The organism is Chromobacterium aquaticum, from assembly GCF_021129195.1.
Classification (GTDB): domain Bacteria; phylum Pseudomonadota; class Gammaproteobacteria; order Burkholderiales; family Chromobacteriaceae; genus Chromobacterium; species Chromobacterium aquaticum.
The window spans coordinates 1-11,875 of the sequence record NZ_JAJOHW010000156.1; the positions used below are offsets into that span (position 1 = coordinate 1).

At 65.6% G+C, this 11,875-nt stretch carries 11 protein-coding genes; 6 read left to right on the top strand and 5 right to left on the bottom strand.

The window, feature by feature from the left end; genetic code table 11:
- The coding region (locus LQT98_RS20975; protein ID WP_231464933.1) for a histidine kinase dimerization/phospho-acceptor domain-containing protein at positions 1-1,994 on the bottom strand (1,994 nt) is incomplete at its 3' end.
- Positions 1,995-2,055: 61 nt separating this feature from the next.
- Positions 2,056-4,467, bottom strand: coding sequence for a response regulator (locus tag LQT98_RS20980; RefSeq protein ID WP_231464936.1), 2,412 nt, complete (start codon positions 4,465-4,467; stop codon positions 2,056-2,058).
- On the opposite strand from LQT98_RS20980, the gene LQT98_RS20985 reads away from it, so the two are divergent.
- Complete coding sequence (locus LQT98_RS20985; RefSeq protein WP_231464937.1) at positions 4,468-4,725, top strand: hypothetical protein; 258 nt, start codon at positions 4,468-4,470, stop codon at positions 4,723-4,725.
- A gap of 275 nt (positions 4,726-5,000) precedes the next feature.
- Here LQT98_RS20985 and LQT98_RS20990 read toward each other — a convergent pair whose 3' ends face one another.
- Positions 5,001-5,363, bottom strand: a complete 363-nt coding sequence (locus tag LQT98_RS20990) for a translation initiation factor Sui1 (protein ID WP_231464940.1) — start codon at positions 5,361-5,363, stop codon at positions 5,001-5,003.
- A gap of 158 nt (positions 5,364-5,521) precedes the next feature.
- Here LQT98_RS20990 and LQT98_RS20995 point away from each other — a divergent pair, with 158 nt between their 5' ends.
- The 3 genes from LQT98_RS20995 to LQT98_RS21005 all read left to right on the top strand — a co-directional run bounded on the left by LQT98_RS20995 (position 5,522) and on the right by LQT98_RS21005 (position 6,943).
- On the top strand, positions 5,522-5,845 hold the full coding sequence (locus tag LQT98_RS20995; RefSeq protein WP_231464942.1) for a thioredoxin family protein: 324 nt from the start codon (positions 5,522-5,524) through the stop codon (positions 5,843-5,845).
- A gap of 44 nt (positions 5,846-5,889) precedes the next feature.
- On the top strand, positions 5,890-6,300 hold the full coding sequence (locus LQT98_RS21000; protein WP_231464944.1) for a VOC family protein: 411 nt from the start codon (positions 5,890-5,892) through the stop codon (positions 6,298-6,300).
- A gap of 70 nt (positions 6,301-6,370) precedes the next feature.
- The gene (locus LQT98_RS21005) at positions 6,371-6,943 is read left to right on the top strand and encodes a cysteine hydrolase family protein (RefSeq protein ID WP_048411408.1); all 573 of its coding nucleotides are present in this window, start codon (positions 6,371-6,373) and stop codon (positions 6,941-6,943) included.
- Positions 6,944-7,127: 184 nt separating this feature from the next.
- On the opposite strand, the gene LQT98_RS21010 is transcribed toward LQT98_RS21005, so the two are convergent.
- Entirely contained in the window at positions 7,128-8,045 is a 918-nt protein-coding gene (locus LQT98_RS21010) for a bestrophin family protein (protein WP_048411407.1), read from the bottom strand.
- Positions 8,046-8,128: 83 nt separating this feature from the next.
- Positions 8,129-9,028 carry a LysR family transcriptional regulator gene (locus LQT98_RS21015; RefSeq protein WP_231464946.1) on the bottom strand — a complete coding sequence of 300 codons (900 nt, stop codon included), beginning with the start codon at positions 9,026-9,028 and terminating at the stop codon, positions 8,129-8,131.
- Between the two features lie 129 nt (positions 9,029-9,157).
- Between LQT98_RS21015 and LQT98_RS21020 the strand changes: the two genes are divergently transcribed.
- Both LQT98_RS21020 and LQT98_RS21025 read left to right on the top strand, forming a co-directional pair.
- The gene (locus tag LQT98_RS21020; protein ID WP_231464948.1) at positions 9,158-9,916 is read left to right on the top strand and encodes an SDR family NAD(P)-dependent oxidoreductase; all 759 of its coding nucleotides are present in this window, start codon (positions 9,158-9,160) and stop codon (positions 9,914-9,916) included.
- Between the two features lie 369 nt (positions 9,917-10,285).
- Positions 10,286-11,875, top strand: a 1,590-nt coding sequence (locus LQT98_RS21025) for a cache domain-containing protein (protein WP_231464950.1), incomplete at its 3' end; no start/stop codon positions are given.

Here is an 11,875-nt window from a genome sequence, read left to right on the forward strand (position 1 = left end):
AGCTGCATGCAGCTTGGCAGGCCGAGACCGGCTGTGTCAGCAGAAAACGGAGCAAACAGCAAGCGCTGACGCCGCTGGTCCATGCCGACGCCGGTATCCGCCACCTGCCACTCCAGTTCCACCTCCCCCTGCCCGCGCCTCACAGCGTTCACTCGCAAAATCACCCAACCCGACTCGGTGAACTGAATACCGTTATCCAGTAGCTGATCCAGTATTTTGCGAATGCTCCGCGCATCGCCGCGCACTCGCTCCGGCGCCTGGACGGCAACGCAAACATACAAGCGCAAACCCTTGCGTCTGGCCTGCTCCGCCGCGGCCCGCACCGCCGCCTCTGCCAGTTGCAAGGGTGAGAACTCCACCTCTTCACGCTGCGCCAGGCCAGCCTCCATGCCGTAGAGGTCCAATGCCAGCCCTATCACCTGCCGCAATCGCGCGGAGGCTTGCTGCAAGGTATCGAGACTGGCGCGCTGACGCGGGTTCAGCGGCGATTGCTGCAGCAACTCCAACGCGCCCAGCACCCCATGCAAGGGCGCGCGGATCTGGGCGCGCATCAGGCCAAGAAAGCCGGAGCGCGCCCGGCTCGCGCGCCGCGCCTGCCTGCGGGCGGCTTGACGCGCCATCACGCGGAACCGCTCCGCCGAAACATCGCTGCAGACACACAATATGACGGCGACGCCGCGGTAACGCGCCGGCGCCAGCCTGGCCTGCAAATAGCGGCCTCCCAACCTCAGGCAGACGGAGAGCCCGCCGGCCTCGTCCGCGGCCGCCGCCTCGTCCCAAAATGCCGCCAGCTGCGGATAGTCGCGCTCGCGCTCGAACCACGCCGCCGCCAGCGCGTTCTCCAGCAAGGGCCTCAGCTGCGCGTCCAAGGCCAGCAGCGCCAGCGGCGCGCGCTGTGTCAGCGTGCGATAGAACGCCTCCCCCTCGGCCAGCGCCAAGGCCGGCGCCAACACCCGCTGGCGATGCCAGCGCGCCGCCCACACCCCGGCCAGGGCCAGCAGCAGCGCGCCGAAAGGCAGAGCCAGCGCCCATAGATCCGTCGCCGGCAAACGCCGGTAATCCACACGGTAAAGCGCGGACCAGCCCTGCCCCTTCCCAGGCGGAAAGTAAAACAGCAGCCCTTGGCGGCTGAAATTCAGGCCCGCGCGCAAACCGGCCGGCGCAACGGCGCCCAGCAGCGCGCGGCCATCCGGCGCGATCAGGCTGACAGTATCGAAGCCACGCAGCTCCGGCGCCTCCGCCGCGCAGTCGCGCTCCGGATCCAGCAGGGACACCGCCAGTACCGGCTCCAGTTCGCGAAAGCGCGCGTCGACAAAAGCCGGGACCAAGGCGACGATGAGGGAGTCCCCCAGTTCCGGCGCGTCGCGGCCTGCGGCCCAGCGCAGCTTGCCGTCGCCCGCCAGCGCGGCCTGCCTTGCCAGCCGGCGCAGGCCAGCCGCCTTGGTCCGGAAATCAGCTGGCGTCAGCGCCGTTGCCCCCTCCAGCCGGCCGGCCGCCGGCACCGCCAGCGCCGCTTCCTCATTCAGCGCCAGCAAGAAGGTCTGCGGCGCGGCGCTCTTGGCCAAGGCCCAATAAGCGCTGAAATAATCCGCGCCCATCGCGCCCAAAGCCGCCAGCGCGTCCCGCCGCGCCGGTGGGTAGCCCTGCGGATAGCCGATGCTGAAAGCCATCGCATACGGCGAGCCGCGGCCCTCCTGCACCAGGTAGTCGTCAAAACGCGCGCCCTCTCCCGACAACGCCGACCAATTCACGCCGGGGATCGCCGGATTACGCCGCGCGCCACGGCTGAGGAAGATCTCTTGCTCGCGGATCACCCCGCTTATGCAATCGAAATGCCGCTGCGCATTGTTCTGTTTTTCGTCCAGCCATAGCTCAGCCATCCAATAGCTGGCCGCCAGCGCGCTCCAGATCAGGAGTAGACCCAGGATCAGACCCGCGTTCAGCTGCCAGGACAAGCGGGTCAGCGTGTCGATGGAACGCATCTGTTTTGCCATCGCTTCATTTCTTCTCGCAGACGCGTCCGCCCATACCGGCCGTCATGACAACAGGCCGCCCTCAATTGGCAGGCTGCGATAGATCACCGCGCGTCGTGCTGCGCTCCAATGCACCCAGGCATTGAAACAGGCCGGCCAAGTCCACCGGTTTGACGATCACCGCCGCCATGCCAGCCGCGCGCGCCTGATTATGGTCTTGCGGCAGATTGCTGGCCGTGGTGCCCACCACCGGAAACCCCGGCTCCCGCTCATGGATGGCCCGTGTCAGCCGCAGCCCGTCCATCCGCGGCATATTGATATCGGTCAGCACCACGTCGAAGTCGCGCGCGTTCCATTGCTGCAAGGCATCCATGCCATCCGCCGCCAGCCGCACCCGGCAGCCCAGCATTTCCAGCTGCTGTCTCAGGGTCTGCCGATTGACCTCATTGTCTTCCACCGCCAGCACCCGCAGCTCCAGCCGGCCCGGCATCGCGGCGTCCCAGGCTGGCGGAGCGTGCGCCGCCAGCCCGTCCAACTCGGCGACGATGGCATGGAGAATGGCCGCCGGCTCGTACAGCGAAACCCAGACGGCGGCGGCGCGCGCCGCTTCGCCGCCGCGCCACACCCGCGCACCCGGCCAGTTGGCGCGCCGCCTCGGGCCGCCGTCCAGGCACACTTCCACGCAGCAGCCATCGCGCGGCAACTCCTCCGCCGAGCACACGGCGGCCTGGGCGCCCAGCGCATTCAGCCAATCGCTCAGGCTGTCCGCCAGTTCCCGCACCGGCGCGCAAACATGGATCAAACGCCGCGCCAGCAGCGGCGCGACGGCACCCGCTTCCGGGCTCAGCGGCAGGCGCAGGGTAAAACTGCTGCCAAGGCCGGGTTCGCTGACCACATCGATATCCCCTCCCATCAGCACCGCCAGTTGCAGGCAGATCGGCAGGCCCAGTCCCGCGCCGCCAGCCTTGCCGCGCCCTTCGCCCGCCTGGAAAAACGGTTGAAACAGGCTGGCCTGATCCGCCGCGGCAATGCCGACGCCGGTATCGGCCACCTGTATCGCCGCCCAGCCGGCGTCATTCTCTCCGTTGAAGACGCTGCAACGCACCACGATGCGACCGCTGTCGGTGAACTTCACCGCATTGCTGAGCAGATTGTTCAGAATCTGGCGCACTTTGTGCGGATCGCCCCGCACCGGCAGGCAAAACCGAGGATCCACGCAGGCATAGATCCACAAACCCTTGCTCAGCGCCGAGGCGGCATAGCCATGCACCGTCTCGTGCACCAGGTCGAACAGGCTGAAAGGCTCTGCCTCCAGCCGCAGTTGACCGGCTTCTATCCGGGAAACGTCCAGCACATCGTTGATCAGACCCAGCAGCGTGGCGGAAGAATTCTGAATGGCCTGCACATAGCCTTGCTGCTGCGGATCAAGAGCGCTGTGCTTAAGCAATTCCAGGTTGCCGAACACGCCATACAAGGGGGTGCGGATTTCATGGCTCATGATGGCCAGGAAGGCGGTCTTGGCCTCATTGGCGGCATCGGCCAGCTGCTTGGCACGCTCCAGTTCCTGCTCCGCCTGCTTGCGCAGGCTGATATCGCTGAGCGCGCACAGCAGCACTTCCTCGCCTCGGTAGCGGCTGGGCACCAGGCTGGCGAACAAATGACGGCCGTCCACGGTGAGCAGTTCTTCGCCAACACCGCCTGCCGGCAGCGGCCGCGCGCGCGGGTAGACCCGCTCCACCCACTCCGCCGATTTCCAGTTCGGCTTGGCAGCGGGTAACCAGTCGCGGGCGAGTTGGTTTTCCAGCACCGTCTGGCCATCGCGCCGCCGCAGCGCGCACAGGGCAACCGGCGCGGCATCGAACACCGAACGCAGGAAGGCTTCGCTATCAGCCTGCTGCCGCAGCCTACGCTGGGCCGGCAACACGAAACGACGCAGCAGACACAAGCCACACAAGGCCAGCAGCAAGAACGTGCAGCCCAGCAGCAACAGGCTGTTCAGCGCCGCGCCGCGCATTTCGCCCAGCAGCGCCGCCGCCGGATAGCGATAGCTCAGCGTCCATCCCGACTCCAGCGCGAACAGCGCCTGCACGCCGCCGCCGAGCAAGATAGCACCCAGCCAGCCTTGCCAGCCGGGTGCCTGATCGCGCGCCGCCGGGGCGGAAATCTCCATCCCGGTTGCGGCGTCGCTCAGCGTGAATTCGTAGCCGCTGGCGGCTTGGCTAGCCAGCAACTCCGCCGGCTGAAACTCCAACGCCAGCCAAGCCTGTTCGCCCTTGTCCAATTCGACGGTCCGCAACACCGGCAGTGCCATATACATGCGGCGCAGCGGGTCTCTCCGGTCGGACAGCCACGCCGGCTCGCACGCCTCCATGCATTCGGTGCGCTCCCGCAGTTGGCGCTGCACCCGCTCCGGCACCGGCGTCTCAGCCGGAAATCCACTTTCCAGCCGACGGACCGTCAATTGCTCGCGGCCCAGCATGAAGAGCAGATTCACATGCAGGCGCCTTGCCTGGCGCAGATCCGCTGGCGACAAAGCCAGGAAGAAGCCGGGCTTGAGCTCACGGTAAACCGGTTCCCCACCCTGCATGGTGGCGTCGCGACGCGGCGGGCCGATCAATACCGGCCCGGCCACATGTTTCAGGAATTCTTCACGAAGATTAAGAACCGCCTTAGCGGTATAGGCCGTTTCGCTGATGGCAATGCGGTGCTCCGCGACCAGGCGATTGAACTGGACATACAAATGAATAATTGAAATGAATATTGCGCACAGCAGCAGCGCCCCAGCCAATAGCCATGCCATGCTGGAAACCGCCGGCTGTAGAATTGACCATGGCCGAAGCACCAAACGTTTGATATCCATTTGAATATCGTATTGGAGCTGTTATGAGCGCGAATATAAGAAATTTCCTAAAACACCGGCATTGCCAAAAAGATAATTGCCGGCAAAAAATGCCAAACAATTAAAAAGGCAAGGCTGTAGGAAATGACGGCCGCGAACCGGCCGGCTTGCAAGGCGTGGACGCCGGCCTAGCCGCCGGCGCGCTTCACCACCCAGCCGCGCTGCGCGAGGATGGCGATGACTTGATCGCAATGATCGCCCTGGATTTCAATTACACCGTCCTTGACCGTGCCACCGCTGCCGCAGGCGTTTTTCAATTGCTTGCCCAATTGCGCCAACTCCAGCGCGCCCAACGGCGCGCCCTTGACCACGGTCACCGCCTTGCCGTTGCGGCCCTTGGTTTCCCTTTGCACCCGCACCACGCCGTCGCCGACCGGTATGGCCGCGACCGACGCGCATTGGCACTGGCTTGACGGTTGCCGGCATTGCGGGCACATGCGGCCAAATTCGGTGGAATACACCAGGCCGCCGGAAGCGTTGCGCGATTTCATGATGTAAAAACCTGGCCATGGCTGATGTGGGCCTGCATCGTCGCGGTTTTACCCGCTTTTGGCAAGCCCGGCCGCCGGCGTCCGGTCAAATAAGACGCTGGCGAAACCGCGATCGCTTTGGCATATTGAAAGTCCACCCTTGCCCCGGTTTCCCTGCCATGCCCGAGCTTTACCGCGACCCCGCGCCGGAACGCGCCGAACTGGACGCCCAGCCCGGCGTTACCCTGCTGGAATTCGGCGCGCCCTGGTGCGGACACTGCCAGGCGGCTCAGGAGTTGATCCAGCAGGCGCTGGCCGATGCCGGCGCGGTCCGTCACCTGCAGATCGAGGACGGGCCGGGCCGCCGGCTGGGACGCAGCTACCGCGTCAAGCTCTGGCCCACGCTGATTTTTCTGAAACATGGCCAGGAAGCCGCCCGCCTGACGCGGCCGGCATCGGTGGACGCGATCCGCGACGCGCTGCGGCTATGCCTGCCGGCGTGAAGCCGGCGCGCGCCTTCTCTCCTTGCCCCACCCAGGAGTTTCCGATGAAAACGCTGATACCCTATATCAACTTCCACGGCCAATGCGAACAGGCGCTGGCTTTCTACTGTCAGTGCTTCAATGGCGAAGTCGTCGCCATGATGCGCTTTGGCGACGCCGACTTTCCCAGCCCGGAAGAAGCGAAGGACAAGATATTGCACGCCGAATTCAAGGCTGGCGGCGTTCATTTCATGGCCTCAGACGGCATGCCGGGCCGCATCCCGCAACACGGAGAGAACATCACTCTCAATATCGCGCTGGACGATGAAGCGGAACAGACCGCGATCTTCCAGGCCCTGGCCCAAGGCGGCCAGATCACCGAGCCCTTGAAGGAAGCCTTCTGGGGCGCGCGCTTCGGCATGCTGGTGGACCGCTTCGGCATCCGCTGGATGAGCAACTGCATGAAACCGCAATAAGCCGCCGCGCGGCGCGGTCAAAGCCGCGCCGCGCGCGAAACTCTCCGCAAACACCGCAGGAACCCCAGCAATGAATACCGCTTTTATCGGATTGGATTACATTCACGACATCATGGTGGCCGGCGGCAAGGTGGCGCGCTGCGCCGAACACGCCAGCCAGCGCGGCGTCATCGCCGCCGCCAACCAGGCCATCGCCGAGGCGCGCCGCCGCGGCTGGCTGGTGGCGCAAGTGAAAGTGGGCTTCGCGCCGTCCTATGTCGACCAGCCGAAGCACTCGCCGCTGTTCGGCCGCGCTCACGAATTCGGCGCGCTGGACCTGTCCGGCCCCGGCACCGCCTTCCACCCGGAGCTGGACGTAAGGCCGGAAGACGCCATCGTGATCAAGCCGCGCGTCAGCGCCTTCTACGCCACCTCGCTGGAAGCAGTGCTGCGCGCCCATCGCATCGAGCGCCTGATCCTGGCCGGCGTCAGCAGCACCTGGGCGGTACAGGCCGCCGCGCGCGACGCTCACGACCGCGACTACCAAGTGCTGGTGCTGGAAGACGGCTGCGCCGCCGCCAGCGAGGAAGAACACCAGGTTTCAATGCGCCAGCTGGCGACGATAGCCCGCGTCATCCGTCTGGACGAGCTGGCCGCGCTGTAAGAGCCTGTTCACAGTCTCGCGAGCAAGAGCGAGACAAGGCGAAAACCGCTGAGAAAGCGGAATGTACAAGTGGTACATGAGCATTTCGAAGCCGGTTTCAACGCCCATTTCTATCCATCCCGCCGAAGCGCAGCAGACTTTGAACAGGTTCTAAGAACCTGTTTACGATCTGCTGCTCAATGGCTCAATACAGATAAATTCCCTGCGGCGCCGGCGTCGGCGCGTCCACCGTCTCGCCCTGCATTTCGCGCAGCGAGGCCTCGATGCCGTGGCAAAGCGCGGACAGCGGCAAATCGTTGCCCTCCTTGCCGAACGGCTCCTCCAACTCCTCGCCTATCACCTCCAGCGCCAGATAGGTGTAGGCGATGAACACCGCGATCGCCGGCGTCAGCCAGCCTATGCTGGTGACCAGGCCGGCCGGCAGCAACAGGCTGTAAACGGTGACGGTGCGGTTGAGCAGCACCCGGTAAGTGAAGGGAATCGGCGTGGAGGCGATGCGCTCGCAGCCGCCCAGCACTTCCGACAGCGAATTCAGGTTGCGGTCCAGCGCATGCCATTGCATGTCGTTCAGCGCGCCGTCGCGGCGCATGCGCGCGGTCAGCTGCCCCAGCCAGGCCAGGATCAGCGCCGGCTTGAAGCGCGCCGCCAGCGCCTTGGACAGGATTTCCTCCGGCAGCAGCCGGCGCAGATGGGCGTCGGCGTCATCGCCGCGCAGCTGCGCCTTCAGCGCGTAGGCGAAGGCGCAACAGCCATCTATCAGCCGCTGCGCGTCGGCGTTGTCCGGCGCCAGCGACAGCGCCTGCCGCGCCAGTGAACGATTGACGATCAACAGGCTGCCCCACAGCTTGCGCGCCTCCCAGAAGCGCTCATAACTGACCGAGTTGCGAAAACCCAGGAAGATGGCCAGCGACACCCCCATCAGGGTGAAGGCGGGAATGCTGAGCGCGGAATCCGCGTGCTCGCTCAGCCACCAGCCGCGCACCGCGGCGGTGACGATGGAAATGAGGAAAACCAACAGCAGGCGCGGCATGATGCGCGGCAGCACCGAGCCGTGCCAGACGAACAACAGGCGCAGCCAAGAAGTAGTGGGTCTAACAATCATGGTGGGGATATGACGAAGCAAGACGGTTGCACAGCCCTCATGATAGGGCAGCTTGGCCCCGGGCCGCCATGTTTACACCCAATTCACGCCAGATGCGGCGCCAGCACCTCGGCCAGCCAATCCATGAACGCTTGCGCCCGGCGCGGCAGATTGCGGCGATGCGCGTACAACAGCGTCACCGGCATCGGCGCGGCGCGGTGCTCTGGCAACACCTCCACCAGCTCGCCGCTATCCAGCAGATGGCGCACGCCGGACTCCGGCGCCTGGATCAGGCCCAAGCCGGCCAGGCAGGCGGCCTGGTAGGCATCGGCATTGTTGACGATGACGCTGCCGGCCATGCTCAGCCAGCGGCTGCCGCCGTCGTCATGACACTCCCAGCCGGCCGGACGCGCGCCCAGGGTGGACACATAATGCACCAGCCGGTGCCGCGCCAGATCGTCCAGGCTGGCGGGCGCGCCGTAGCGCGCCAGATAGGCCGGGCTGGCGCAATTGAGCTGGCGGAAGCGCCCCAGCGGCCGCGCCACCAGGCTCGAATCGTTGAGCCCCCCTACCCGCAGCACGCAATCAAAGCCCTCACGCACGATATCCACCTTGCGGTCAGTGCTGCTCAGTTCCAGTTCCAGCCGCGGGTGACGCTGCAGAAACTCGTCCAGCCGCGGCAAGACCTGATAGCGCGCCACGCCGCTGGGCATGTCCACCCTCAGCCGCCCGCCCAACGCCTCCTCGCCGCGCTGGAACATGCTTTGCAGCTCGTCCATGTCCGCCAGCACATCCTTGCAGCGCTCGTAGAAAGCCTGGCCGTCCTGGGTCATTTGCACCTTGCGCGTGGTCCGATGCAGCAGGCGCGCGCCCAGCCAGGCCTCGGTCTGTTTGACCGCCACCGAGATGCTGGCCTTGGGCAGGCCCAAACTATCCGCCGCCTGGGTGAAGCTGGACAGCTCGGCCACCCGCACAAAAATCTGCATCGCTTCCAGCTTATTCATGTCCACCGCTCAATTGTTATATTGATACGAACACTATAATTAAAAAAACGATATTTGTTTACCAAAAACCATACAATAAACTGAGCTCATCGGGTCCAAGCCTGCACCCGCCCCACACAGGAGATTCCCATGAGCAAGAAGATCGCAGTCATCACCGGCGGCAGCCGCGGCCTGGGCAAAAGCGCGGCCCTGCACCTGGCGCGCCAGGGCGTGGACGTGGTCATCACCTACCAGAGCCGCGCCGCCGACGCCGAGGCGGTGGTCGCCGAGATCCAGGCGCTGGGCGGCCAAGCCGCCGCGCTGGCGCTGGACGTCAGTCAGAGCGCCGGCTTCGCCGCCTTTGCCGCTCAATTGCGCCAGACGCTGGCCGAACAATGGCAGCGCGCCGACTTCGACTTCCTGGTCAATAACGCTGGCATCGGCATCCACGCCGCCTTCGCCGACACCAGCGAGGCGCAATTCGACCAACTGATGAACATCCAGCTCAAAGGCCCGTTCTTCCTGACCCAGGCGCTGCTGCCGCTGATCGCCGACGGCGGCCGCATTCTCAATGTCTCCACCGGTCTGACCCGCTTCGCCCTGCCCGGCTACGCCGCCTACGCGGCGATGAAGGGCGGCGTCGAAGTGCTGACCCGCTACCTGGCCAAGGAACTGGGGCCGCGCGGCATCGCGGTCAACGTCATCGCCCCCGGCGCGATTGAAACCGATTTCGGCGGTGGCCTGGTGCGCGACAACGAACAGGTCAACGCCCACATCGCCGCGCAGACCGCGCTGGGCCGCGTCGGCCGGCCCGACGACATCGGCGGCGCCATCGCCACCCTGCTCAGCGACGGCGCCGCCTGGGTCAACGGCCAGCGGGTGGAAGCCTCCGGCGGCATGTTCCTCTAAGAACCTGTTTACGATCTGCTGCGCGTCGTGAAGCGTGACACGGTGAGTACCGCTTCGAAATGCTCATGTACCACGCGTACATTCCGCTTTCTCAACTGTTTTCGCCTTGTCTCGCCTTAGCTCGCGAGCTCGTAAACACCCTCTAAATCCCGCCCCGCCAGGCGGAATCCACGCTACATACAGCGGCACTAAGTGGAAGCACTTAGTCGAGCCGGCATCCCCTTGCAAGCCTTGCCAGACAAGGCTTGCAAGGCATGTCCGCCGCCGGCCCCTCTCTGCCGCCGCGTATCGCCCCTGTCTATGCCTTGCCGCGCCGGAGCGCAGCAACTAATTTCTGAGTATCCCCCGCCTCCGGAGAGTAGCCGCCACATGCGCGCAGGTCTCACCCGCACTCTGTCCGCCGTCAGCGGACTGGGCCTGCGCGCCCAGTTGCTGCTGTTCGCGCTGGCCTGCCTGCTGCCGGCGGTGGTGCTGATCGGCATCGGCGCCTACGAATCGGCCCGCGACATGCGTGACGCCGCCCAGGAACAGACCCGCGTGCTGGCCGACCAGGTGGATCAGACGCTGGCCAGCAAGATAGCGGAACTGGAACGACTGCTGGCGCAGCTAAGCCAGCGCTCGCCGGTGCGCCGCTTCGACTTCGACGAATGCGCCATCGCGTTCCGCGACATCGCGCTGAGCTTCCCCTCCGTCACCAATCTGACACTCAGCACCGCCACCGGACTGCAAGTCTGCAGCCATGCGTCCAATCCCGCGGCCAGGGAACCGCCGACCAAGGCCGGCTGGTTCCAGCGCGCGCTGGCCGCGCCAGGGCTGATGCTGAGCGAACCCTTGCAGGAGCCAGCCACCCATCGCTGGGTAGTGATGCCCAGCTTTCCGGTGCGCGACGAGCAAGGCCGGCCCATCGGCCTGCTGACGCTGCAACTGGACTTGCTGGCGCTGCAAGCCCAGGTGCTGCCCCCGGCGCTGGATCGCAAGCTGACCATCGCGGTGTTGAGTTCGCAGGCGGCCTTCCTGCTGCGCTATCCAGACCCCACGCTCTGGCACGGCAAAAGCGCGGTCCACGTTGCCCAAACCATGGCGCGCATCCGCGCCAATGCCTCCGGCTTTGAATTGGGCGTCAGCCGCGACGGCGTATCGCGGCTGTACTCCTATCGCAAATTTTCCCAGGCCGACTGGCTGATCGTGGCCGCGCTGCCGGAGCATGACGTCTTCGCGCCCTACTACAGCCGCCTGCGCTGGGGCGCGGCCAGCGGCCTCCTCACCCTGCTGCTGTGCAGCCTGTTGGCACAGGGCTTCAGCCGCGCGCTGACCCGGCCGGCGCGCCGTTTGGCCGAAACCGCGCAAGCGGTGGCCGACGGCGACGCGCAGGCGCGCGCGCCGGAACTGGGGCCGCAGGAATTACGCGCGGTATCGCGCCAGTTCAACCAGATGCTGGACCAGTTGCAAGCCCATGTCACCGCGGTCCGCCTCAGCGAAATGCAGCGCGCCGGCATCATCGACACCGCGATGGACGCCATCGTCACCATAGACGCCGACCTGAACATCATCCAATTCAACCCGGCGGCGGAACAGGCTTTCGGCTATAGCGCCGAGCAAGTACTGGGCCAGCCGGTCAATCTGCTGGTGCCGGATGCGCTGCGCGCCGGCCACGCGCAATTGATCCAGGGCTTCGGCAGCAGCGGCCAGGTCAGCCGCAGCCTGGCGCCGGCCGGCGGATGGCAGCGAATTCAGCGCCGAGGCCTCGGTGTCGCAGCTGGAAGTGGCCGGTCGCAAGTATTACACCGCCATCATGCGCGATATCAGCGAGCGCCTGAAAACCGAACAGGCGCTGCAACGCCATACTCAGCAACTGGAATCGCTGCGCGACATGGGACTGACCCTGCTTTCCGCCGCCAGCCCGCAACAGACCGCGCAGGAAGCGCTGCGCATGCTGGCGCAGCTGGTGCCGTTCTGGGG

Bases quoted from the DNA above. Each gene is read 5' to 3' on its own strand.
- LQT98_RS20985 (WP_231464937.1), top strand. From the start codon at position 4,468: ATGCAGGCGCCTTGCCTGGCGCAGATCCGCTGGCGACAAAGCCAGGAA.
- LQT98_RS20990 (WP_231464940.1), bottom strand. From the start codon at position 5,363: ATGAAATCGCGCAACGCTTCCGGCGGCCTGGTGTATTCCACCGAATTT.
- LQT98_RS20995 (WP_231464942.1), top strand. From the start codon at position 5,522: ATGCCCGAGCTTTACCGCGACCCCGCGCCGGAACGCGCCGAACTGGAC.
- LQT98_RS21000 (WP_231464944.1), top strand. From the start codon at position 5,890: ATGAAAACGCTGATACCCTATATCAACTTCCACGGCCAATGCGAACAG.
- LQT98_RS21005 (WP_048411408.1), top strand. From the start codon at position 6,371: ATGAATACCGCTTTTATCGGATTGGATTACATTCACGACATCATGGTG.
- LQT98_RS21010 (WP_048411407.1), bottom strand. From the start codon at position 8,045: ATGATTGTTAGACCCACTACTTCTTGGCTGCGCCTGTTGTTCGTCTGG.
- LQT98_RS21015 (WP_231464946.1), bottom strand. From the start codon at position 9,028: ATGAATAAGCTGGAAGCGATGCAGATTTTTGTGCGGGTGGCCGAGCTG.
- LQT98_RS21020 (WP_231464948.1), top strand. From the start codon at position 9,158: ATGAGCAAGAAGATCGCAGTCATCACCGGCGGCAGCCGCGGCCTGGGC.